Source organism: uncultured Leifsonia sp., from assembly GCF_945957465.1.
Classification (GTDB): Bacteria; Actinomycetota; Actinomycetes; order Actinomycetales; family Microbacteriaceae; genus Leifsonia.
The window spans coordinates 1-22,478 of the sequence record NZ_CAMFLC010000005.1 but is presented as its reverse complement, the minus strand read 5'-3'; the positions used below and the strand labels follow the sequence as shown (position 1 = coordinate 22,478).

General features: G+C 66.4%; 25 protein-coding genes. 12 read left to right on the top strand and 13 right to left on the bottom strand.

What is annotated here, in order from left to right; all coding sequences use genetic code 11:
* Window positions 1-41: 41 nt before the first annotated feature.
* Both Q0Q23_RS03955 and lgt read left to right on the top strand, forming a co-directional pair.
* Window positions 42-2,228: a transglycosylase domain-containing protein gene (locus Q0Q23_RS03955; RefSeq protein ID WP_295119634.1), complete on the top strand. Its 2,187-nt coding sequence runs from the start codon at window positions 42-44 to the stop codon at window positions 2,226-2,228.
* Window positions 2,229-2,244: 16 nt separating this feature from the next.
* On the top strand, window positions 2,245-3,159 hold the full coding sequence (gene lgt / locus Q0Q23_RS03950; RefSeq protein WP_295119632.1) for a prolipoprotein diacylglyceryl transferase: 915 nt from the start codon (window positions 2,245-2,247) through the stop codon (window positions 3,157-3,159).
* A gap of 46 nt (window positions 3,160-3,205) precedes the next feature.
* On the opposite strand, the gene Q0Q23_RS03945 is transcribed toward lgt, so the two are convergent.
* Window positions 3,206-4,561 (bottom strand): hypothetical protein, encoded by a 1,356-nt coding sequence (locus Q0Q23_RS03945; RefSeq protein ID WP_295119629.1) that lies wholly within the window; start codon window positions 4,559-4,561, stop codon window positions 3,206-3,208.
* Between the two features lie 365 nt (window positions 4,562-4,926).
* On the opposite strand from Q0Q23_RS03945, the gene Q0Q23_RS03940 reads away from it, so the two are divergent.
* Complete coding sequence (locus Q0Q23_RS03940; protein ID WP_295119626.1) at window positions 4,927-6,504, top strand: glycosyltransferase family 39 protein; 1,578 nt, start codon at window positions 4,927-4,929, stop codon at window positions 6,502-6,504.
* Window positions 6,505-6,593: 89 nt separating this feature from the next.
* Here the strand turns inward: Q0Q23_RS03940 and Q0Q23_RS03935 are convergent, their stop codons facing one another.
* Window positions 6,594-7,112: a MarR family winged helix-turn-helix transcriptional regulator gene (locus tag Q0Q23_RS03935; protein ID WP_295119623.1), complete on the bottom strand. Its 519-nt coding sequence runs from the start codon at window positions 7,110-7,112 to the stop codon at window positions 6,594-6,596.
* A 93-nt stretch (window positions 7,113-7,205) separates the two neighbouring features.
* On the opposite strand from Q0Q23_RS03935, the gene Q0Q23_RS03930 reads away from it, so the two are divergent.
* The gene (locus tag Q0Q23_RS03930; RefSeq protein ID WP_295119620.1) at window positions 7,206-7,658 is read left to right on the top strand and encodes a carbonic anhydrase; all 453 of its coding nucleotides are present in this window, start codon (window positions 7,206-7,208) and stop codon (window positions 7,656-7,658) included.
* A gap of 25 nt (window positions 7,659-7,683) precedes the next feature.
* On the opposite strand, the gene Q0Q23_RS03925 is transcribed toward Q0Q23_RS03930, so the two are convergent.
* Complete coding sequence (locus tag Q0Q23_RS03925) at window positions 7,684-7,887, bottom strand: hypothetical protein (RefSeq protein ID WP_295119617.1); 204 nt, start codon at window positions 7,885-7,887, stop codon at window positions 7,684-7,686.
* 161 nt (window positions 7,888-8,048) lie between these two features.
* Between Q0Q23_RS03925 and Q0Q23_RS03920 the strand changes: the two genes are divergently transcribed.
* Together Q0Q23_RS03920 and Q0Q23_RS03915 are read left to right on the top strand one after the other, a co-directional pair.
* Complete coding sequence (locus Q0Q23_RS03920; RefSeq protein ID WP_295119614.1) at window positions 8,049-8,339, top strand: alpha/beta fold hydrolase; 291 nt, start codon at window positions 8,049-8,051, stop codon at window positions 8,337-8,339.
* Window positions 8,336-9,157 (top strand): alpha/beta fold hydrolase, encoded by an 822-nt coding sequence (locus tag Q0Q23_RS03915; RefSeq protein WP_295119611.1) that lies wholly within the window; start codon window positions 8,336-8,338, stop codon window positions 9,155-9,157. Before Q0Q23_RS03920 ends, Q0Q23_RS03915 begins: the two co-directional genes overlap by 4 nt.
* Window positions 9,158-9,225: 68 nt before the next feature.
* Here Q0Q23_RS03915 and Q0Q23_RS03910 read toward each other — a convergent pair whose 3' ends face one another.
* Window positions 9,226-10,149: a helix-turn-helix domain-containing protein gene (locus tag Q0Q23_RS03910; protein ID WP_295119608.1), complete on the bottom strand. Its 924-nt coding sequence runs from the start codon at window positions 10,147-10,149 to the stop codon at window positions 9,226-9,228.
* Between the two features lie 113 nt (window positions 10,150-10,262).
* On the opposite strand from Q0Q23_RS03910, the gene Q0Q23_RS03905 reads away from it, so the two are divergent.
* A complete protein-coding gene (locus Q0Q23_RS03905; RefSeq protein ID WP_295119605.1) occupies window positions 10,263-11,270 on the top strand; it encodes a carbon-nitrogen hydrolase family protein in 1,008 nt (335 codons plus the stop codon).
* Window positions 11,271-11,520: 250 nt separating this feature from the next.
* Here Q0Q23_RS03905 and Q0Q23_RS03900 read toward each other — a convergent pair whose 3' ends face one another.
* Complete coding sequence (locus Q0Q23_RS03900; RefSeq protein ID WP_295119602.1) at window positions 11,521-12,603, bottom strand: NAD(P)/FAD-dependent oxidoreductase; 1,083 nt, start codon at window positions 12,601-12,603, stop codon at window positions 11,521-11,523.
* Window positions 12,604-12,668: 65 nt separating this feature from the next.
* Between Q0Q23_RS03900 and Q0Q23_RS03895 the strand changes: the two genes are divergently transcribed.
* Window positions 12,669-13,310 carry a TetR/AcrR family transcriptional regulator gene (locus Q0Q23_RS03895; RefSeq protein ID WP_295119600.1) on the top strand — a complete coding sequence of 214 codons (642 nt, stop codon included), beginning with the start codon at window positions 12,669-12,671 and terminating at the stop codon, window positions 13,308-13,310.
* A 55-nt stretch (window positions 13,311-13,365) separates the two neighbouring features.
* On the opposite strand, the gene Q0Q23_RS03890 is transcribed toward Q0Q23_RS03895, so the two are convergent.
* Together Q0Q23_RS03890 and Q0Q23_RS03885 are read right to left on the bottom strand one after the other, a co-directional pair.
* Window positions 13,366-14,400, bottom strand: a complete 1,035-nt coding sequence (locus Q0Q23_RS03890) for a Fic family protein (RefSeq protein ID WP_295119597.1) — start codon at window positions 14,398-14,400, stop codon at window positions 13,366-13,368.
* A gap of 589 nt (window positions 14,401-14,989) precedes the next feature.
* Entirely contained in the window at window positions 14,990-15,970 is a 981-nt protein-coding gene (locus Q0Q23_RS03885) for a GlxA family transcriptional regulator (RefSeq protein WP_295119594.1), read from the bottom strand.
* Between the two features lie 71 nt (window positions 15,971-16,041).
* Between Q0Q23_RS03885 and Q0Q23_RS03880 the strand changes: the two genes are divergently transcribed.
* Window positions 16,042-16,821 (top strand): MBL fold metallo-hydrolase, encoded by a 780-nt coding sequence (locus tag Q0Q23_RS03880; protein WP_295119591.1) that lies wholly within the window; start codon window positions 16,042-16,044, stop codon window positions 16,819-16,821.
* A 135-nt stretch (window positions 16,822-16,956) separates the two neighbouring features.
* Here Q0Q23_RS03880 and Q0Q23_RS03875 read toward each other — a convergent pair whose 3' ends face one another.
* The 5 genes from Q0Q23_RS03875 to Q0Q23_RS03855 are packed head-to-tail and all read right to left on the bottom strand — an operon-like array spanning window position 16,957 to window position 20,271.
* Window positions 16,957-17,562, bottom strand: coding sequence for a putative glycolipid-binding domain-containing protein (locus Q0Q23_RS03875; RefSeq protein ID WP_295119588.1), 606 nt, complete (start codon window positions 17,560-17,562; stop codon window positions 16,957-16,959).
* Window positions 17,559-18,200, bottom strand: coding sequence for a response regulator transcription factor (locus Q0Q23_RS03870; protein WP_295119585.1), 642 nt, complete (start codon window positions 18,198-18,200; stop codon window positions 17,559-17,561). Before Q0Q23_RS03870 ends, Q0Q23_RS03875 begins: the two co-directional genes overlap by 4 nt.
* Window positions 18,193-19,722 (bottom strand): histidine kinase, encoded by a 1,530-nt coding sequence (locus tag Q0Q23_RS03865; RefSeq protein WP_295119582.1) that lies wholly within the window; start codon window positions 19,720-19,722, stop codon window positions 18,193-18,195. The genes Q0Q23_RS03870 and Q0Q23_RS03865 overlap by 8 nt, the downstream gene beginning before the upstream one ends.
* Before the next feature lie 7 nt (window positions 19,723-19,729).
* Window positions 19,730-19,975 (bottom strand): hypothetical protein, encoded by a 246-nt coding sequence (locus tag Q0Q23_RS03860; protein WP_295119579.1) that lies wholly within the window; start codon window positions 19,973-19,975, stop codon window positions 19,730-19,732.
* A 20-nt stretch (window positions 19,976-19,995) separates the two neighbouring features.
* Window positions 19,996-20,271 carry a hypothetical protein gene (locus tag Q0Q23_RS03855; RefSeq protein ID WP_295119576.1) on the bottom strand — a complete coding sequence of 92 codons (276 nt, stop codon included), beginning with the start codon at window positions 20,269-20,271 and terminating at the stop codon, window positions 19,996-19,998.
* 176 nt (window positions 20,272-20,447) lie between these two features.
* On the opposite strand from Q0Q23_RS03855, the gene Q0Q23_RS03850 reads away from it, so the two are divergent.
* On the top strand, window positions 20,448-21,128 hold the full coding sequence (locus Q0Q23_RS03850) for a hypothetical protein (RefSeq protein WP_295119573.1): 681 nt from the start codon (window positions 20,448-20,450) through the stop codon (window positions 21,126-21,128).
* Window positions 21,129-21,245: 117 nt separating this feature from the next.
* Here Q0Q23_RS03850 and Q0Q23_RS03845 read toward each other — a convergent pair whose 3' ends face one another.
* The gene (locus tag Q0Q23_RS03845; protein WP_295119570.1) at window positions 21,246-21,698 is read right to left on the bottom strand and encodes an ester cyclase; all 453 of its coding nucleotides are present in this window, start codon (window positions 21,696-21,698) and stop codon (window positions 21,246-21,248) included.
* A gap of 204 nt (window positions 21,699-21,902) precedes the next feature.
* On the opposite strand from Q0Q23_RS03845, the gene Q0Q23_RS03840 reads away from it, so the two are divergent.
* Together Q0Q23_RS03840 and Q0Q23_RS19975 are read left to right on the top strand one after the other, a co-directional pair.
* On the top strand, window positions 21,903-22,244 hold the full coding sequence (locus Q0Q23_RS03840) for a YciI family protein (RefSeq protein ID WP_295119567.1): 342 nt from the start codon (window positions 21,903-21,905) through the stop codon (window positions 22,242-22,244).
* A complete protein-coding gene (locus Q0Q23_RS19975; RefSeq protein WP_363316234.1) occupies window positions 22,241-22,465 on the top strand; it encodes a nitrilase-related carbon-nitrogen hydrolase in 225 nt (74 codons plus the stop codon). The genes Q0Q23_RS03840 and Q0Q23_RS19975 overlap by 4 nt, the downstream gene beginning before the upstream one ends.
* Window positions 22,466-22,478 lie beyond the last annotated feature (13 nt).

Genomic DNA, 22,478 nt, shown 5'->3' with positions numbered 1-22,478 from the left:
TTCGATCTGTCCATCCAGGAATGCGGCCTAGCGTCGCAATCATGAGCAGCGACGACTCGACGGGTGAGCAGTACACCCGCCCGGAGCGGCCCCTCCTCACCCTCCTGGTTCGACGATCCGGCGCGCTTGCCGCGTTCGCGATCCTCAGCGTCGTCGCCGCGGTGCTCGCTACAGCCGTGTCGGTGCCTGCCGTGGCAATGGTGGCCACCGGTGTGAGCGATGGCGCTTCGGTGTTCAACGGCCTCCCCGATTATTTGAAGATCCAGCCGCCGGCTCAGGCGAGCACGTTGTACGCGGAGCGCGCAGGTCAGCAGGTGCCGATCGCCACCTTCTTCGCCCAGTACCGCAAGGACGTGCCGTGGTCCGGCACGGCCGAGATCCTGAAGTCGGCCGTGATCGCCGCCGAAGACCCGCGGTTCTTCGAGGAAGGTCCCATCGATGTGGTGGGGACCTTACGGGCCGCAGCCGCGAACGCGGCGGGTCATCAGCTCGAAGGCGGTTCCTCGATCACCCAGCAGTACGTGAAGAACGTCCTGGTTCAGCAGTGCGACGCTCTCACCGACGCTCGAGCCGCGAAGAGCTGTTACCAGCAGGTGACCGCCACGACGTTGCAGCGCAAGATCCAGGAGCTCCGCTACGCCGGGGAGGTCGCCAAGCAGTATTCGAAGGATCAGATCCTCACCGCCTATTTGAACCTCGTGGGATTCGGCGGGAACGTCTATGGGGCGCAAGCGGCTGCGGAGTACTACTTCGGCGTTTCGGCGGCCACGGTCTCGCTGGCGCAGGCCGCGACACTCGCGGCGATCATCAACAGCCCCTCCGACCTGCGGATCGACGAGCCGGGCAACGCTGCGAACGGAGCGGCGAACCACTATGCCCGGACCTTGGCACGCCGCAACTACGTGCTCGATCGCATGTATGTGAACCACCGGATCACTGCGCAGCAACGCGACGCAGCGAAGGCGACCCCGATCCAACCGCACCTCAGCGCGGCGGTCAGCGGTTGTACCAGCGCGGCCGCCGTCGACGCCGGGTTCTTCTGTGACTACGTCAAGGACGAACTCCTCAACGATCCGGCCTTCGGCAAGACGGCCGCCGACCGCTGGGTCGCCCTCGATCGAGGCGGACTGCAGATCTACACCACCCTCAAGCTCGGTCTGCAACAGCAGGCCCAGCAGGCGCTCGATGCCTACATTCCCTCGACGCGGCCTGGCATGCACCTCGGTGCCTCGAACATCTCGGTGGAGCCGGGGACCGGGCACATCGAGACCATGGTCGAGAACAAATCCTTCGACGAGAGCAGTCAGGCCGGGCCCGGCGCCACCGCCGTCAACTACAACACCGACGCCGCATATGGCGGCTCCCAGGGCTTCCAGACCGGGTCGGCATTCAAGGCGTTCACCATCGCCGCCTGGCTGGAAGCCGGGCACAACCTCTCTGAAACGATCGACGCCTCCCAGCACACCTTCCCGATGTCCGACTTCCACAGCAGTTGCGGCCCCGTCTCCGGTCCGCCGTGGCAGGTCAGCAACGACGAAGGCTCCGCGTCGCGTCTGAGCGTCATGGCCGCGACTGCGCAATCGGTCAACACGGCCTTCGCGAGGATGGGCACCGAACTCGACCTCTGCTCGATCCTCCACACCGCGGAAGCCCTCGGCATCCACCCGGCGTCGTCGGCCAACCCGCTGACTTCGGTTCCATCGATGATCCTCGGCGTCAACTACCTCTCGCCGCTGACGATGGCCACCGCCTACGCGGCCATCGCCGACGGCGGGACGGTCTGCACGCCGGTCGCCGTCGAGAAGGTCACCGGCCCCCACGGCACTCCACGCCCCGTCTCTCCGAGCTCATGCACCCGCGGCATCCCTGGAACCATCGCCGCCGGTGTCGCCTACGATCTGCAAGGCGTCCTCCGACCGGGAGGGACCGCGGCCAGTGCGAACCCCCAGGACGGTGTCCCGATGCTCGCCAAGACCGGTACCACCGACCATGCCGTCCAGAACTGGCTCGTCACCTCCACCACGAAGATCGCCACCGCCACCTGGGTCGGAAACGTCTCCGGATCCGTTCGCCTCCGCAGCGAATACTTCCACGGCATCAACGGAGGAAACGTGAAGTTCGACATCGCCCACCGCATCCTGACAATCCTGGACCATCGGTTCGGAGGCACCCCCTTCACACCGCCGCCCCCGGCCCTCGTCGGCGGACCCGTCCGCCCGGCCGGCTGACCCCGAAGAGAGACGAATGCTCGCACTCAGCATCCCGAGCCCGCCACCGCAGTGGGCGCAGTTCCAGCTCGGCCCGCTCACCATCCACACCTATGCCCTGTGCATCCTCAGCGGAATCATCGCCGCCGCACTCATCACCGCTCGACGGCTCGGCCGCCGCGGCGTCGACCGCGGAATCGTGCTCGACGTCATCTTCTGGGCGGTGCCGCTCGGGATCGTGTGCGCCCGCTTCTATCACGTGTTCACACACGTCGGCGACTACTTCTACCCGGGTGCGAACCTCTGGAACGTCTTCGCCATCTGGGACGGCGGAAACGCCCTCTACGGATCCCTGCTCGGCGGAGCGGTGGGCGTCTACATCGCGTGCCGACGCGCCGGGCTGCGATTCTGGGCATTCGCCGACGCACTCGCCCCGGCGCTTCTCGTCGCCCAGTCGCTGGGCCGCTTCGGCAACTATTTCAACCACGAACTGTTCGGACTCCCCACCACCCTCCCCTGGGGCCTTCAGATCGAAGCCACGAATCCGAAGTTCCCGGCCGGGATGCCGCCGGGAACCCTGTTCCATCCGCTGTTCCTGTACGAGATCATCTGGAACCTCTGCGGGGTCGCTCTCATCCTCCTGCTCGAACGGCGATTCCGTCTCCAGTGGGGACGCGTGCTCGCGCTCTACCTCATCTGGTACGGACTCGGCCGCAGTTGGCTCGAAGCCATCCGCATCGACCCCACAAGCGACGGCTGGCTCGGTATCCCCGCAAACGTGTGGGCGTCGTTCGTGGCCGTCGCGATCGGCGTCGTCCTGTTCGTCGTGCAGACGCGACGACACCCCGGCGCCGAACCATCTCCCTATCTGCGCGAGCCCGTTCCCGCACGAGACTCCAGCACAGTCGAGATGACACGGGACTCCGACGAGAAGGAGTCGGCTGCACTGTAGCTACGACGTCCCCGGCGTCTGAGCTGTCCGAGGTTCGAAGCTCTCCTTAGTCGGCGTCGGTTCTGCTGGTCAGGTCGCTGCAGGGAACCGTGACGCTCCAGCCGATCGTCTCCTTGAGGTTGACGAACCGCAGCTCGTCGTCGCGGCGGCACTGCGCCGTTGCTGCCGCGAGTTGGGGTTGCCAAGCCGGCCCGTACGAACGCCGGGTCAGTTGCGGCCCGAACTGGGCCACGATGAGCGCCGCCGCCAGCCCGGCCACTGCGACGACCGTCCACCTGAACGCGACCCGCCGATGTGGGCGCCTGAGGGCGATGGCCGCGGCGACCGGGAAGACGAGCGCGAGCAGCATCGACGGGACGACGCCATACCGGGTGAGCCACGCATTCGACAACTGCGCCGAGGTGAAGCGGGCGTAGTCGTAGAACGTGTTCGGGTTGGTCACGACGCTCGCGACATAGATCAGGACGGATCCGCTCAGGGCCGCGACGACGAGGACTCGCTGGCCGCGCGTTCCGCGGACCGCGACAAAGGCCGCGGCCGCCACGATGAGCGCCAGCACGGCGATACCGACGGCCGGGCCTGTCGCGACGAGGACGTGCCCGATCCGGGCCTGCGGGACCACCAGCGGCATGACCGCGTTGATCAGGTAGCCGTAAGCGATCGACAACGGATCGACCGCCGGATTCGTGTCCTGCGCCCGCGGCCAGCCCAGCGTCACGACCGCTTGCGCTGCCATCCCGGCGAGCAGTCCCGCGCGCACGATCCACACCAGCCGATCACGGGAGCGCAGCAGCAGCAGCGGCGCCAGAAACAGCGTCTGGATCTCGGTCAGCGCGCCGAAGAGCGCCACGGCCGAGAGGATGATCGCGGTGCGCATCCGCCGCGGACGCGACAGCGCGACCCAGAACAGCGCCCACAAGAACACCGAGTGCAGGTTCGCGAGGTTTCCGAGAACCTCGCGCGGCGCCAGCGGGGCGAGAACCGTCAGCCCCGAGATGAAGAGCCGAGCGGGAAGCCAGGGCACCATGTCCCGGGCGCACACGAAGACGACGACCGCGAGCGCTCCCGCGACCGCGCACGCGGCGGCCGTGGTGGCGAGCGCCCACTGATCCACCGGCAGCAGCACCACGCCCGCCGCGACCAGACGCGGAACGGTGTGCAGGTAGCCGGCGTACGGCGTGAAGAGGACGCCCGGGCCGCCCAGCGCGGCCGAGGAGACGAACGTCCGCCCGTCCTCCGCCCAGAACGTGTCGCGGGCGAGCGCCGGGATGCGGAACCACGCGACCGCCGCGCAACTCAGCCCGAGGACCACCAGCAGGATCATCGGCCGACGGCTGACCGCGTCCCGCACTCTGCGGGCCAGGGACCGTGAGGCGAGCGGCGCGACGGTCATGCCGGTCACCGGGATCACCCGACTTTCAGGGCGTCAGCGGGAACCGCGACTGAGACGACCTCCACCTGTGGTCCCTCCGCACTAGCGCTCCGTCGCATTCAGGCTCCTCGCTCTCTCATTCCGTCGCACCCCCTCGGCTCCCATATTCGGCAAAGAAGCAGCGGTCTTCCCTGGAATGCGCATATGAGTGTCCGAAGCATCCGGTCCGCGGGACTCCGGGCCGCCGGCACCGCCCCGGTATTCGCGGTGCGCCATGCGGAGGACCTGTGCGCGTGTTCCCGGCCTCGCCGAGACCGGATGGCCGTGGCTGAACATGCGCTCAGGCAGGGGCGCCTCTCAGCCATTTCTGGGAGAGGAGGACCTTGACTGGCTCCGTGCAGTCGACCGAATCGCTTCGCAAGGCGAGGCCGTTCGGCCGGCTCCGGCCCCCTCACGTCCTCGCGCTCTCGCTCGCGTTCGGCGCGATGGGCGCTTCGGTCAGCCTGATCGGATCCTGGGTGCCATCGCTGTGGGGGGACGAGGCAGCCAGTCAGCTCTCCGCCCGACGCTCGCTCCCCAGCCTGTTCCACATGCTGCAGCACGTGGATGCTGTGCACGGCACCTATTACCTGTTCCTCCACTTCTGGGTCAGGGTGTTCGGCTACAGCGCGTTCTCCATCCGGTTCCCGAGTGCGCTGGCGATCGGTGCAGCCGTGGGTCTGGTGGTCTGGATGTGCGCCCGTATTTCGGGCGTGCGCGTCGCAGTGCTGGCGGGGATCGCCTGCACGGTCGTGCCCCGGCTCACCTACGCAGGCGGGGAGGCTCGCGCTTTCTCGTTCGATGCGACACTCGCTGCGGCTTTGTGCGCCGTCGTGGTCGAGATCGCGATCCGCCCCGGTCGAAGCCGCGGGCTGTGGGTCGGCTACGGCGTCCTTCTCTGCATCGCGACCTACTTCTTCATCTACACCGGCCTGATGGCGATCGCCGTCGGTGCCTTCGTGCTGCTGACCCCGACGTTGCGCGATCACTGGAGACGGTGGTCGGTCGCCAGCGCGGTTGCCTTGGTGACGGCCCTGCCGGTGTTGGTCATGGCTTTCCTGCAGCGAGCACAGATCGCCTACCTCCAAGCCGGCGGCTACGCGTCCTGGGATGTCGTACTCAAGCAGATGTGGTTCGGCGACACCACGTTCGCGTGGGTGGGGTGGACACTGATGGCGGCGGGCGCCGTCGGCGCAGCCGGAACTGCATGGCGGCACCGCCGCGCCGGGCTCACGACGTCGGCGCCGGACGTTCGGGTGCTGGCCCTGTGCTGGCTCGTGCTCCCGATCGGACTGCTTCTGCTGGCGAACGTCTTCTTCGCCCTGTTCACCGCGCGATATGCCGCCTTCACCGCACCCGCGGCCGGCATCCTGATCGCCACCGGGATCGACACGATCGCTCGGGGAGCCGCCTCGGCGACCCGCCGTGTGCGGGCCGCCGCCGCGGTCTGCGTGGTCCTGATCCTCGGCGTCGTCGCGGCCGCCGCGCCGGACTGGGCGGCTCAGCGCGGCCCGTACTCGCAGAACCAGTCGGACTGGAATCAGATCGCCGCCACCGTGCGCGCGCACTCCCGCACCGGCGACGCCATCGTCTTCGATGCAGCCGCCCGGCCATCGCGCCGAACACGTCTCGCCTACGACACGGCGCCTCCCGGTGCGTTCGGACCCGTGAACGACGTCCTGCTCAAGACGCCATACCAACGCAACTACACCTGGTACGCGTCGACCTTCTCCGTGAGTGAGGCAGCCGCCCTCAACCGTTTCGACCGGGTCTCGCGGGTCTGGGCGGTGGAGTACAGCACTCCGCCCGGTCTCACCGGACCGAGCACGCCGGACACCTATGGCCGTGCGGCCCTTCACCTGCTCGGGTTCCACCAGACCGCCGCCTACCGGCTGCACGCGAGCGTCGTCTACCTCCTCACCCGGAACTCATGACCACCCGTCGGGCGGCCGGAGCCGGGAGGGGCCGGCCTCATGTTCGACGACGTCCTCGGCCCGTCGACGACCACGGTGCCTTCCGTCCATTACGCCAGCGTCCCGGGAGCCTCACCTTCCGCCGCAGTCAGCCATCGGTCCAGGTGGCTGAGGGCATCCGGCCCGAGCGCGGCTTGCAGCCACCGCTGACCGCCTTCCCACGCCGGCTCCGCCCGAGCGAGCACCTCGAGCCCCGATTCGGTTATCTGCACGTCCGTCGTGCGGCCCGACGGAGAAACCGAGGGGTGGACGTAGCCGTGCTGGACGAGTAGATCCAGCCCGCGGCTGATGGTCGACCGCTCGAGGCCGAGCGTGCCGGCGAGCTGGGAAGGGCGAGTTGGCGCATCGGAGGCAGCCAGTTCGGTCAGCATCTCGAATTGGGGCAGGCTCAGGCCGGTCGAGCGGAGTTCGGCCTCGAAGCGTCGGGAGACGATCCGGTGGAGCCTCTCCACTCGTCGCCCCAGGCAGTTGGCGGCGATCTGCTGCGCGCGCCCTTGCGTCAGTCCCGGGTGTTGCATATGCACCTCCTGGGTGTAGCGTAGCCCATCTACCAGTTGCAGATACAACATTGAGGACTCATGACTGACTTCACCGAACTTCTCGAACGGAACCGCGGCTTCGCCGAGAGCGTCGATCTGCGGCGTCTCGCGATGCCGAGGGCGATGCCCGAACGCCTGCTTCTCGTACTCACCTGCGTGGATCCGCGAGTGGAGCCCGCCGGCTTCCTCGGCGTGCGCACCGGCGACGCGGGGGTGCTCCGAAACGCCGGTGGCAGGGTCGATGACCGGGTGATCGAAGACATCGCCTACCTGGCCATGCGGTTGCGAGTCCGCATGGACGTCGCGGTGATTCATCACACGCAGTGCGGCACCGGCCTGCTCGCCGAACCGGACTTTCGCTCGGCCTTCGCCGAGAGATCCGGTACTGCGCGCTCTGTGCTTGCCGAACGCGCTGTCGCCGACCCGGTGGAGACGGTACGTCTCGACGTGGTGAAGCTCCTCGAGCACCCGATGCTTCCGGATGACGTGGTTGCGTCCGTTTCCGGGCACGTGTTGCGGATGGAGACCGGGCTGGTCGAGACCGTCGTGCCGTGGGAGGCCTCGGCCGGTCGTTGAGCGACGCAGCACGGGGGCGGCCGCGCTATGAAAGGCGGGCGCCGTCTCCGTCTCCGGTTGATGTCGTCGCCGCCGGCGGATCGCGTGCCTCCAGAAGGAGCGAGAACGTGCGGAAATGGATCGTGACACAGCCGTGCCCGCCGTCGACGAGCGCCAGCGCGGGGAAATCACCCCGCAGCGTGTGACCGTCGTCGAGCTCGCGCAGCCGAGCAAAGGACTGCACCTCCACGGCCGCGGAGTTCGCATCAGGAGGCTGGCAGGTCAGAGTCCGAACATCGCCATATGTCCATTTTTCACCATAACTTGACCAATCGCTCCGATGCGCCGACCGGTCGGAAGCACTGGAATGGACCCATGGACAACGACCCCGCTGAAGCAAGGCGACGCAGAATGACCACGGTTCAAGAGGCCCTTCCCGCGTACGACCACCGGTCGGGCACCGGTCCGACCCTCGTTCTGCTGCACTCCTGCGGCGGCTCCGCGCAGACCTGGCGACCGGTCGTCGACCGGCTGCCCGACAGCGATGTCCTGAGCATCGACTTTCGAGGATGGAGCCGTTCGAACGACCTCCCCGGGCGGTACACGATGCAGCGGCTCGCCACGGACACGAGCACTGTCCTCGCCGACGCGACCGCCGGATTCACCGAGAGGCCGCTGAACGACGCGCCGCTGGTCCGTTGAAGCCCACCATCCACCCGCACGACAACGCCAACGCCAACGCCAACGCCAACGCCAATGCCAATGCCAACGAAAGGCACAACACCATGAACGACACCAAGCCCACCATCGTCCTGATCCACGGCGCCTTCGCAGACGCCTCCGGGTACGCCGGAATCATCGGTCGGCTCGAGGCCGAGGGATATCCCGTCGTCGCGCCGCCCAACCCGTTGCGCGGACTCACCTCCGACGCCGACTCCATCCGCACCCGCGTGGCCGCGATCGACGGCCCGGTGGTGCTCGTAGGCCACTCCTACGGCGGAGCCGTGATGGGTGCCGTCGCAGCCGGCCTGACCAACGTCATCGGCCAGGTGTACCTCGCCGCCTTCGGCCTCGACGTCGGCGAGAACTGCTTGGCGATCCAAGAAGGGTACCCCGTCTCCCTCCTCGCCACCGAGAACGCCCCGACGTCCTACGACGCACCTGGAGCCCCCGGCGGCCCCGACCTCTACATCAAGGAGGAGCGCTTCCGTGAGGTCTTCGCCGGAGACTCGTCTGTCGCGACAGCACGCGCGATGTTCGCCACCCAGCGCCCACTCGCGGCGTTCGCCTTCACAGAAGCCGCCACCGTGCGAGGCTGGGACACCACCCCGACCTGGTACCTCGTGTCCACCGAGGACAACTCGATCCCGCCGAAGCTCCAGGAGTTCATGGCCGCTCGCATGAACGCACACACAGAGCGCATCGAGGCCTCCCACACGGCGTTCGTCGCCCATCCGGAGTCGGTGGCCCTCTTCATCCAGAACGCAGTCGAGGACTTCACCGGTCGCAGCGCGGCCTGACTGCCCGGGCACGATGGGCGGGCCCCGAACGGGGCCCGCCCATCGTGCGTGCGACCCGGGCGCGGCCGTCAGCTCCCCGTCGATCGCCGCCACGTCGTGGGGCTGACACCGTAGCGGCTCGCGAATGCGCGGGAGAAGTGGGCAGCGTCCTTGAACCCTCTGCGCTGTGCGATGTCCCGCACCGTCCAATGCGCCAGCTGCGGATCGCGCAGATCGGCCGCAGCCCGATCCAGGCGAACGCTCTTGACGAACTCGCTGACCGTCGTATCGGAGCGGCGAAAAACGCGGTGCAGATGCCCCAGAGACAGATGGACTGCCGCCGCCACACGTCCCGGCGACAGCTCCGGGTCGTCCGAGTGCGCCTCGATGAACTCGTGCATGCTCGCGAGCAGATCGGGCGCTTGCACGCGCGCTGGGGTGGGGATGGACAGCAGCAGAAGGTCGACGGCGATCTGCGCGACCCTGTCTGCCTGGACGACCTCCACATCCTCGATCGACCGAGGAATGGCGCACAGCATGGGGGCCACAGCACGCCCGATCCCCCGATTGCCTGAGACCCTGACTGCAGTGTGGTCGAGCAGCGATCGCGAACCGAAGAACTCGTCTGGCACGAGCTGCAGAACCGCCTGTTGATGGGTGCCCTCGGGAAAGATCAAGTCATAGGGCCTGGTCGCGTCGTACCAGGCGATGTCGCCCACCGCGAGATGAGCCTCCCGTCCCGCTTGCCTCACGACGCACGACCCCTGCAACTGTACGGAGACGAGGAGCCCCCCTCCGTCCGCCGCAACGCCCGCTCGTGTCCGTCGAACCCTGTGCGGCTCTCCGACGACATCGACGAGCGCAGCCCGGACCTTGCCCTTCGTCACGGCCTCAAGCCTGGTGTCCAGTGAGGTCGCTGAGCCTGCGGCGGCTACGTCTAGGCGCACAAACGAGGAGGACAGCTCCGCTTCCCACGACGCCAGATCCTGGCGCCGCCTTCCGCTCCCAGCCATTGCCCACCCGGAATGCCTCGGTCAGTCAAGCGTGACGTCACTCGACGGCACGTGCTGAGCTTTTCGGTCTCCTAGTTTCGAAGTACCCCCGATCATCCCACGAAGGAGTCGACATGGATAAGGTCGCACCGTTCATCGCCGCCGCTGTTCAGGCCGAACCGGCCTGGCTCGATGTGGATGCAGGCGTCGACAAAGCCGTCAGCTTGATCGCAGAGGCTGCTCGCAACGGGGCAAAACTCGTCGCGTTCCCTGAGACCTGGATCCCCGGATACCCTCACTTCCTCTGGCTGGGCCCTCAGTCCGCGGGCATGCCGTTCGTTCCCGCCTATCACGAGAATTCGATCGTGATCGGCGACCCGAACTACCTCCGCCTCGCCTCCGCAGCGGGCGCCGGCGACATCACGGTGGTGATGGGCGCGAGTGAGCGAGACCGCGGCTCCCTCTACATGTCCCAGTTCATCTTCGGGGCCGACGGATCCACGGTCGCTACACGACGCAAACTCAAACCCACGCATGTCGAACGAGCTCTCTTCGGTGAAGGCGACGGAAGCGACATCGCCGTTCACGACGTCGCAGGGATCGGCATGCTCGGGGCACTGAACTGCTGGGAGCACCTTCAGCCGCTGACCAAGTACGCGATGTACGGGCTGGGCGAGCAGGTGCATGTCGCGTCCTGGCCGTCGTTCTGCCTGTACCGCGGCGCGGCATACGCACTGGGCGAAGAGGTGAACATGGCAGCCAGCCAGGTCTACGCGGTCGAAGGAGGATGCTTCGTGCTCGCGGCCACAACCGTCACCGGAACTGCGGGGCTCGACCTGTTCGCACATAACGCAGAACAACGAACTCTGCTGGGTCAAGGGGGAGGCGGCTCCAGCCGCATCTACGGCCCGGATGGTCGTCTGCTGACCGACCCGATCCCCGAAGACGAGGAAGGGATCGTCTATGCAGAGATCGACCTCTCCCTCATCCCGCTCTCGAAGGTCGCCGCGGATCCGACCGGCCACTACTCCCGGCCCGATGTCACCCGACTCATCGTCGACCGCACCCCCAGGCCCGCGGTCGAGTATCTCGATCCGTCTGCACCCGCGCAAGAGCCGACTGACGAGTCCCTTTCGGCCTAGGCGAACTGAACTCACCCGGCCACTGGCTGATGCCGGACGGACATGACCTGCCCTACGGATATGGTGCCAGCCCGGGTCGCGTGTCGAGTGCCCTCCACACCGCGGGCCGGATCAGCTCGTTCCGATCTCGCAGCATCGCGGCAGGGAACGGCGACGCCGTGCGGATCAGCCCCGACATCCGTCTTCGACTCGTCAGCGAGCGCTTCGGCACCGGCGCTGTCCGCGCAAGTCCGGTCGGAAGGATCGAGGCTCAGGTGGTGACGGGCTTCGAGGATCGCTCCAGGAGTGTGCGCACGACGTGGGCAGCGTCGTCGCCGACCCCGCCGATGAGTTGCGATGCCAGCCCCGTCTGGAACGGCATCCCCACGAAGCCGAGTCCGGGGACCCCCGGAGCGAGCCCGAACAGCGCGACGGGGAACCCGTGCACGTCGATCTCGAGCCCGGGCACGTCGATCCACGAGAAGTCGCCCCGGTAGCCGGTGCACCATACGACGGCGTCCACGTCGAGCGCGGCACCGTCGACAACGGGAAGCCCGTCCTCGGCCGACTCGACGCGCCCGGCCTCCCGGACACCCGCGGCGCGCACGTCCTTCGGGGAGATGCCGATCAGCGGCGAGCCATGGGTGGTCGCCTTCGGCGCCACCCTGCGACCCACGGGGGTCTTGCGCGTCATGACGCGTGTGAGCACGATCCACCACAGCTCGCCCGCGACAGCGAGGAACGCGCGGGGGATGGCGGCGGTGTGGTCGCCGGCGATCACGACGTCGCGACCGGCGTGCGAGAGCTCCATCGCGATCTGGGCCCCCGAGGTGCCATACCCGACGACAAGCACGCGTTCTCCGGGGACGGATGCCGGCTCGCGGTACTGCTCGGAGTGCAGCTGCGAGATGCGGGGGTCGAGGGATGCCGCGACCGCCGGCATATTCGGGACCGTGGTCGCACCCGTCGCGACGACGACCGAGCGGGCGCGTCGGGCGCCGGCATCCGTCGACACGAGGAATCCGTCGGCGTCGGAGGCGAGCCGTGTCACGCGCGTCCCGGAGACGACCGGGAGCTCCCACCGCCGCGCGTAGTCCGCTAAGTAGTCGGCGGTCTCGCGCCCGGTGGGGCACCGCCCGGCTGCGCCGGGGACCGGCGAGCCGGGGAGCCCGTCGTGACGTGCCGGGGTGAACAGCCGCAGCGAGTCCCACCGCCTGCGCCACTGGTCGCCGACCGCGGTCTCCGCGTCGAGGATCGCGAAGTCGACGCCCGCCCGCTTCAGGTGGTACCCGGCTGCGAGGCCGGCCTGCCCGGCCCCGATCACCACAACGTCGTGCTGACCGCGCTCACCCATGACACGCCTCCGTGACACGCTCCAATGGATTAGTCTTCCAATTACTAGAATGCTATTCTAGTCACGTGCCTCCGGTCAATACCGCTCCGCGAACCGCACACGCACGCCACTCGGCCGCCACCCGCGAGCGAATCGTGGTCGCGGCCGGCGAGCTGATGACGCGCGACGGCTACGCCCGCACGTCGATCGCCGCTATCGCTCGCGGCGCCGACGTCGCAGTGCAAACCGTCTACAACGCCGTCGGATCCAAGCGCGACGTGCTCGAGGCCGTGCTCGACCGTGCCGCGTCCGGGCCGGACGCGCCGCGCAGCGTCCCCGAGTTCATGGCCGAGCGGGCGGATGCCGCCACCACCGCCGTCGGCATGGTGGAGGTACTGGCTGACTGGTTCGCCCAGTCCCAGCCGCGGGTAGCCGCGGTCATGCGCCTCATCCGCGAAGCAGCCGCCGTGGACGAGGGGGTCGCCGAGCTGGAGCGCGAGCGCGCCTCGCGCCGGCTGCACAACTACGGCATGGCGGCCGATCAGCTCGCCGGCAAGCCCGGCGCGGTCGCGATGGAGCGGGATGCCGCAGCCGCAATCATCTGGTCGATCGGGCACCCGCAAACCTACGGGCACCTCGTCGAGGTGGAGGGGTGGGACGTCGCGCGCTACCGGGACTGGGTCGCGACGACGCTACGCGCGGCCCTCACTTCGCACGCCGAGCGGTGACCCGTGCCAACAGGATCGAAGCCCACTCGAAGCGAGCCCAGCAGCGTGCCTTCGCTCAGGCTATGTTGTCGCGGAGGATCGTGGGCAGGAACCCCATCCGGTCCAGCTGATGAATCAAGTGCACGGTGAGGTCGCTGGGCGCGAACACCAACCGGTAACTGCGTGGCCCGTCAGCATGCGTGAGCAGGCCTTGGTCGAGCAGCCGGCGGATCGCGTGGCTCCGGTTTGCTGGGGTTCCGGGGAACGCCGGCTCCAAGTCTCCGGCACGGACCGTCGTCTTGGCTGCGACAATTCGCAGCGCATCCCGCTCGCGTTTCGTTATTCGGCCCGCATCGTGGAGTCTGTCGATGGCGGGCCGCAGCAGTTCATCCGTGACGAAGGCGTGGTCGCGAAGGGAGCGCAACCGCTCCAGGTCAGCGTTCAACCCGTTGAGAACGTTGGTGCACCATGCAATGAGTCCGTTGTCGTCGAGACGATCAGCTCGTGCGAGGTTGTCGTAGTATCCGGTGCGGTCTGCTCCGAACACAGCCGTCGGGTTGACCGCCCGATAGCTTGTTGTCGAGACGAATCCCTGCCGGATGAGCATCGCGTAGGTCAGCAGCCGGGCAACTCGGCCGTTGCCGTTTCCGAACGGGTGGATCCAGAGGAAACGATGATGGACGATCGCGGACTGAAGCAATTGCTTGTGCGGTTCCACTTCCTCGTTCGCGAAGTCCAGAAGCTTAGTCATATCAGAGAGCACATCGGAAGGGAAAGGCGGTCGGTGCTCTGCCTGCCCGATGGTGACTTCGCCGACCCGGTACGCTCCCGGAGTCCGGTCACCCTCCCGGCGCAGCCCGTCGACCACCATGCGGTGAAGCTCCCGGATGAACAAGTGTGTGAGTGGCCCGTCGCTGGCGTGCTCTTCGACAAATGCCATCGCCCTTTGTATTTTGAGGATTTCCTCAACACCCTCAGACGGTGCGCTTTGCGGGTTGCGTCCCTCCATCGCGCCGGCGACAGCGTCCAGTAACGACGTCCGGTTTCCTTCGATGCGTGCAGACATGATGCTGGTGAGCAGTTCGAACAGTTCTTTGAGCTGGAAGAACACGACCGGTGGCGTGGACCCGTAGTCAAGCTCTGCACGCGCGCGCTCTAAGCTGATGACCGCTCTGCTGAGTTCTGAGTCAAAATCGAACCGCGGGTATTGATCTCTTTCATTGCTCCGATTTTCGGTTCGCTTTGTCGCTATTTTCTCTTTTGCGTCGGAAAGTCCTGGTTAGACCATATTATTCGGAGCGATGTTGATTCACGCAATTATCACATCGTCAATTCCGTTTTGACATCGGCATCGGCGCTGGCTTACTTTCCACAATCGCGCTCCCAACTCCTGCGGTGGTCGAGCGGCACCGCGAGCAGCTCATCGGCCAGCCTGTTTTCGGGGTACGCCAGCGGCACTCGTGCCCGACGGAACACGCCTCTACGCTCAGCGCATGGTGAAGGTACAAACGGTCGACTACTCCGTCTTAAGAGTTCGAGACCGGACCGGCCTGGAATCAAAGCGACTGTGGATACGCTTGCCGAGCTGATCGACATCGTCCAGTCCACGGAGCGACTCCGTTCAGCAGACCCCACGGGACGCCACCCATTAGCTTTACGGCACGCGCCGCTTTCAACCGGCGGACGCACGAAATTCCTCGTCACGGGGTCTCATTTTGTGGCCCAGAGTGAAATGACTCGCGATATTGGCTCGGGGTGACTCCGAGGTGGCGGCGGAAACTGGGGCGCATTGCCATTGCGCTGGTGAATCCGACACTGTGGGCTATTGCTTCAACACTCAGGTCGCTCGTCTCGAGCAACCTCTGAGCCAACAACACTCGCTGGTGGATCAGCCACTGCAAAGGCGACTGACCGGCCGCCGCGCGGAAGTCTCGGTCGAAAGTGCGCCGACTCGTCCCATACCAACCAGCCAATTGGTCGATCTCGACAGCGGTGTTGAGACTCTCGAGCGCTCTAGCCTGTACAGCGGCGATAGAAGGCTCTGTACCAGCACTCACCTCAGGCTCGATGAACTGGTTCTGGCTGCCCGGGCGATGTGGCGCGACGACCATCCGGCGCGCGATCGCTGAGGCGGCGTTGGCTCCCAATTCGCGCCGGACGTAGTGGAGGCAAGCGTCCAGACCCGCCGCGGTTCCCGCGGACGTGATGATGCGGCCTTCGTCGACATACAAGGAAGACTGATGGAGCCGCACCTCCGGGAAACGTTGCTGAAAGTCCGACATCCAGTGCCAATGGGTCAAGGCTCGCCGACCATCAAGGAGCCCTGCGTATGCGAGCACGTAGGCGCCGAGACAGAGACCCATCAGGGTAGCGCCGGCCTCGTACGCCGAACGGACAGCACCCAAGAGGTCGTCGGGTGGCTCCATCGCAGGCTGCGGCCACGAAGGGAGGATGACGACGCCCGCCTCGTCGAGCACCTCGAGACCTCTAAGACCGGACAACGACAGTCCGGCTGTCGTGCTCGCCCGATCGGTTCCTCCCGGCGTCGCAACTGTCACTCGGAGCTCCGGACCTCCTGTAGATCGTCGGTCCACGCCGAAAACGCTGATCGGCACAGAAGCCTCGAATAAGAGGGCGCCGTCCGGGATCACCACAACCGCAAGACGAGGGTCGCGAGGCATGGCTGAATTTTATCTCTATGTGACTAGCAAGCCAATGGTCCGCGACCCAAGGCCGCGGCGATGCTAGCTGTATGACAGACACCGCAACCGTTCCCGTATGCTTTCGGCCGCTTGGAGGGCCGACCGTTCTCATCGAATACGGCAAAATGCGCTTTCTGGTGGACCCCACGTTCGACCCAGCCGGCGTCTACTCGATCGGCTCACGCGTGCTGACGAAGACCAACGATGCTGTCGTGGGCCCCGAAGAGGTCGCACCCGTCGACGCGGTTCTCCTCTCGCACGATCAGCATCCCGACAATCTCGATCTCGGCGGTCGCGCGTTCGCCCAGCACGCCCCTCTCGTGGTCACGACTAGGCTCGCCGCGAGTCGTCTTGCGGGGAACTGCCGCGGATTGCAGCCCGGCGAGACGATCGACCTCGGTGCCGTATCCGTCACTGCAGTTCCTGCTCTGCACGGTCCTGAGGGAAGCGAGGATAAGACAGGGCCGGTGATTGGGTTTGTGCTCGAGGCGTCGGGTTCGCCCACCGTCTACGTCTCTGGCGATAACGCCTCCTTGGCCGTCGTGCGGCAAATAGCCCAGCGATTCGCTCGGATCGACGTCGCCGTCCTATTCGCGGGTGCCGCGCGCACGCCGCTTGTCGACGGATTTCTCACGCTGACGAACGAACAAGCGGTCGACGCGGCACGGATTCTTGGTTATCCGTTGGTGCTCCCCGTTCATACCGACGGCTGGGCGCATTTCACGCAGGACGGCGAATCGCTCCGCGCCGCGTTCGAGGAGGCGGGCCTTGCGCGACTGCTCCTGAGAGCCGATCCGGCTGTGCCAGCGCGCGTGGGGATGCAGGATTAGGTCATCACCGACCCTGCCGTCCGCCGCACTGTCCTCACACATCGTTTCGATGCGAGCACTAGGGGCGTCAGGTTCGTGGCTATTTCCTCAACCGCCCAGGGCAGCAGCCTCTGCTCACCGCGGGGCCACCCGCCTTCAGCAACTGAACCGTTCAGCAAGCTCGGGGTAATGCACCACCACCCCATCCGGGTCGACAGTGAGGCCTGCTGTGAATTCACCGCTCGGCACCTCGTAGCGGACCAACCCCTCACCGCTGCTGTACATCTGGGTGCTCAGGCTGACACGTAGGGTCGGCACATCAACCCACACCACCGGAAGAGCCCGGGGAGGTGTGTTGCCGTCGAGCAGCCCCAACCGCCGGATCGGCATGGTGTTCGTGACGGGACAGAGTCCGAGGTCGCAGTCGATCGCGTCGGCGAAGGCGTCAGGAGCGAAGCCGAGTCGCCGAACGTCGATGGGAGTGCCGTCTTCGGTGGCGTGTGCGCTCCAGTCGCCGTTCGCACTGCGGCCAAGCTCAAGGGACCGTGTCCATCCGGTTCCATGAACGGAGACGGAGAGGGACCTTGTCACCCACCCGTCGGCGACGGTCAGCCGCCAACTGCTCGCGTAGGCGCTGGTGATTGAGGTGCCGTGCGCGGTCATCGACTCTTTCTCGAACTTCACGACGGCATGGTCGATCCTGTCCGGATCATCTAGTCCTTTCCATGCGTAGGAGGCCGCGCGCGACGAACTGCGGCTCATACCAGACCGTTCTCCACCGCCCACATCGCGACCTGGGTCCGGGACGCGAGGCCCAGCTTGGACAGGACATTGGAGACGTGGGTGCGAGCGGTTCGTTCGGTGACCCCGAGGATGGTGGCGATTTGCTGGTTGGTGTTACCGGCTGCGACGAGGCGGATGACTTCTGCTTCCCGCGGTGTGACCATGTCCGCGGGTCGAGGTTTTCTCGCCGCTTCCAGGAGCGTGTTGGCGACGTCCGGTTGCAGTGTCGTCTTGCCTGCGGCCGCCCGTTTGATGGCAGAGGTCAGAGCTTCGACATCCGCGTCTTTGAGGAGGTAGCCGCGTGCCCCGGCCTCCAGCGCCGCGTTGATCTTGTCTTCCTCGAGCACGCTGGTCAGTGCGATGACCTGGATCTCGGGGTACCGGTGACGGAGTTCGCCGATGGCGGTTATCCCGTCCATGACCGGCATTATGATGTCCATCAGTACGACATCCGGGCCGCGCCCTCCAGCGTGCAGCACCGCGATCTCATCCAGAGCTCGTCGACCATTGTCGGCTTCTCCGACGATCGTGACGTCGTCTTCGCCGGTCAGGAATGCGCGCAGGCCGCGCCGGACGACCGAGTGATCGTCGACGATGAAGAGTCGTATCTCACTCATGCGTGTTATTTCCCGTCTCTGTCGGTATGGTGATGCGGATTTCGGTGCCCTGGCCGGGGCCGGTGTGAAGGTCGAAGCTCGCTGAGAGGGCCTCCGCCCGCTCGCGCATACTGGTCAGTCCGAGGTGACCGGCTTCTACTCGGGTCGGGTCGAAGCCGGCGCCATCGTCGCGGATCGTGATCATCACGGTGTCGGAGAGGTCGGCGATCTCGATGGCCGCGTGCTGTGCCGCGGCGTGCTTGGCTACGTTGTTGAGGGCTTCGGCAATGATCCGGTACGCCTGTTCGGTTGCTGAGCTCGACAGGGCGAGAGCCGCGCCGGGTCCCCGCACATCGACGCTTAGCTCGGATCGAGAGCTGACCGCCTCAGCCATTCGGCGCACAGCCTCCACCAGTCCGGCATCGTGGAGGGCGTCGGGGCGCAGCTCGAAGATCAGTGCGCGCATCTCGGCCAGGGCGCCTGCTGCCAGTTGGTCGACGATGTCGAGGTTCTCAAGGACTCCTGCCGGAAGCTCTCTCGGTGCCGCACGCCGCGCTGCCCGTGAGTGCAGAGTCAGCGAGAAGACGGCCTGGGTGACTGAGTCGTGGAGTTCGCGGGCGAGTCGTGCGCGTTCTTCGAGCGCGGCGGTGCGCTGAGCCGTCTTGCGCAGGTGGAGTTGTTCCGCGGCGAAGGACGCTGCATCCGCTGCGTCGGTGAGCCGCCGGATGTCGAGCTCGCTCGGGCATGGCAGATCGGCCGGGAAGAACGCGGACAGACCTCCGACGGCGTGACCGCCGAAGGCGACGGGTGTGAAGACGGCTGTCCTCCATTCGAAGGCCGCGTCCAGGCACCTCACCAACGGTTGAAATGCCGGGAGCTCGGCGAGCCGATCGTGGGCGTTGCCGATGACAGCGGGCCTGCCTGCCGCCCACACATCGAAGAAGGGGACCCGCCCTCGCGCCGCCGAAGCTGCTCGTTCGGCTTCGGCGAACCCGATCGGTGTGCCGGCGCGGCCGCCGCTTCTCATGATGAAGTCGTCGTCGACCAGCCCGATCGATACCGCCAGAGCGCGGGTCTCGGACAGTGCTGCCTCGGCCAAGCGTTGCGCTTGCTCGATCAGCGCGCTCGGGTGGGTGCCGAGCAGCGCCGGTTCGGGACTGGTGACCGCGCGAGGATAGTAGGTGTTCGCTACCGCGTGGAAAATGGCGGCCCCGTAGACGCGTCCGCCGCGCTGGAAGGACAGGTTCGTCCAGCTGATGTCCTTCTCCACTCCGTCCGGGCCGACGATCGTGCCGGGGTACGCCCCATGCACTCCCGCGAGTTGCGCCTGATAGGCGTCGATCATCAAGGGGTGGACACGCGCCGGGAAGTTCATCAAGAACTCCCGACCCTCCAGGTCCTCCAACGGGTATCCGAGGAGTTCGCAGGCGGACTGATTGGCCCAGACATACCGGAGCTCGTCATCGCAGACGACGATCCCGTCTCGGGCGTGGACAACGACCCCCGCCGCGAACTCCGCAATCGAGCCCTCATCCCAGCGCATGATGCGGCTATTCTCCCGCGTCGGCGTCCTTCTCTCGGTACTCAACTCTGATCCACCCTTCGCTACCCACCGTGAATTCCAGGTAATCCACCAGCATCAGCCGTGCCTGCTCTCCACCGGTCAGGTCGTCGACGATGGCGTCCTTGCGGCGGGTGATGCGGCGAAGAATCCGTCGACCGCCGGACCATCCGCGCAGGACAACCGAGTCGACCTCTACCGTCTCGTCCTCGTCCTCCCCGACCAGGTCGGTCAAGATGGTTCGAACGTCTACCGTCACGAGCGCACCGTCGGCTTTCCCCACAGACGCGTAGCAACCCGGTCGGCAACGATTGCACCAACGACGAGCCCGGCGATCAAGGACAGCACGCTGGGGAGACCGTCGACCAGCCCGAGGTTCGCGAAGCACGCCCCGATACCCACCAGCACGATGACCCCGGCGAGCTCGCCGACACCCCGCACGGGATCCGGGAACCGCCGCCGCACCCAGTCGGACGGGAGACTGAGTACCCCCGCCACCACCGCAGCGAACAGAAGAACAACGATGAACATGACAATCCCTCCCGCCGGCAGCCGTCCCGCCGGCACCTGAACACTGTCGCCGATCGGAAGGCCTCGCGCATACGTCATTTGTTCGAGACGGCACCAGGACAACGGCCGAGGACGGCGCGCGCGCACGCCCCCAGACTCGACGGCAACACCACCCGTTTCGTTGAAAGGACACGGAAATGTATGCCGCCGCACACACCGCCATCGCCCTCGCCGGCAAACGCGCCGTCCCGGCCGCGCCCCTGTTCGGGCTGATGGTCGCCGCGCAAGCCAGCGAGCTGGTCTGGGTCGCGTTGAATTACCTCGGGCTGGAACACTCAGCGGTCGACGACCGCGGCCACCTCCACCTCGAGTACCTGCCCTACTCGCACAGCGTCCTGGTCAGTCTCGGGCTCGGGGCGGTGATCTGGGGCCTGGTCCGACTGGTCACGCACCGCGCCGACGTGGCATTCGTCTTCGGCTTGGTGACCGTTTCGCACATCGTGCTGGACATCATTCAGCACGAGCCGAATATCCGGATCGTCCCGTGGCTCGCACAACCGGTGCTCGGGATGAACCTCGGAAACTCCCCCCTGCTGGATTTCGCCGTCGAGACGGCGCTGAGCGTGGCCTGCTGGGCGTACTACCGCGGGTCCCGGAAACTACTGGTCGTCTTGCTTTTGCTCAACGTCCTCAACCTTCCCCTGATGATCGCCGGCGAGGGGTTCTCTGCTCCTCTTCACAACCCGTTCATTCTTCCCACCGTGATCATGGCGACCATCCTGCTGGCCTGGGGGCTCGTGTGGGCCACCGCTCGTCGGAGTCGCCCCGCACCTCTCATGGTCCGTCCGGCCACATCCGCTACGAAGACCGTCGCCTGAACCTGCGGCGGGCGTCGCGGTGTCAGGACGTCGGCTCTGCCGGCGTCCTGACGCCGCGCGTGGACGGGGAATGGAAGTCCCGGAACTCCAGCTCCACGCCCTGACCTGGTACCCCGGTCACCTCGCCGCCGTGCGCGACGATTCGCGCGTACCTGTGAGCGGTTCCTGGCGAAGTTGTTCGTCGAGCCCCGCTCGGTCTCCAAGCACCCACCCTCTCACGAGGCGGTCATCGGTGCGGGTGAAGAACGCGGTGCCCTCGTACGAGAACCTGCGCCCCGTCGGAGGGTGCCCGAGGAGGTGGCCTGCGTGAGTCCCGGTGTATCGCAACCTCACCGCCGCACGGTCCCCTGAGGCGATCATCTCCAGGATCTCGTTGTGGAAATCCGGTGCAGCCGAACGCACCCGATCGCGGTACTCGCGCCACGCCCGGCGACCACTCGTGGTCTGTCCGAGCGAACCGCGAAAGTGGAAGTCGTCCGACAGAATACTCTCGACGTGCTCATCGTCCCATTGGTTCCAGAGCCTGTCGTAGAACTCCCGTACCAGCACCTCGACGTCGCGTACCGCCATCAGCCTTCCTTCATGTCGGTGGGTGCGCGGAAGCGATCGTCGAATTCGATGACGCGCACCGCACCAGAGCCTGCTCCGCGAGCCCGGCCCCGGCGTCGGCGCAATGACGTAACGGCAACCGTGCGGGAGCGCCGATCCAGCAGCCCCTGGTTCCGACCACAATTGCACGGTATCCGCCGACCCGATCACGAAGGAAAACCACCCGTGACTGACGCACGAGAAGGAAAGACACCGCTTCAGCTGTTCGCTCTCCGCATCGACTACCTCGTTCCGCTCGATCAGATCGACGCGCTTCTGACACCGCACTTCGACTACCTCGAGCGCTTCTACACCCAAGGCTCGTTTCTCCTATCCGGCCGCCAGGTTCCTCGCACCGGCGGCTTCATCCTGGCCGTCGCCGCGAGTCGCGAAGAACTGGAGGCGATCATCGCCTGCGATCCGTTCGTGATACATGACGCCGCCCGATACACGGTCCTCGAAGTCAGCCCGACCAAGGCGTCCCCCACCATCCAGTCCGCCCTCCAGCAGCTCGGCGCCTGGGCGTGAGCCCGCGTTCCGAGCGGCTGCGGGCAGCGGCTGCCCAGCTGCATTGCCGACCTGGCGACGTGGCGGGGAACCTCGCGGCCCACCTCGAGGTCCTCCAGAAGGCCGGCCACGCGAACGTCGACCTCGTCGTCTTCCCCGAGTTATCCCTCACCGGCTACGACTTGGACATGATCGCCGCTTGTCGCGCGTCAGACTTAGTGGCAGGGGTTGTTAGTTGCTGAGGCAACGCCCCTA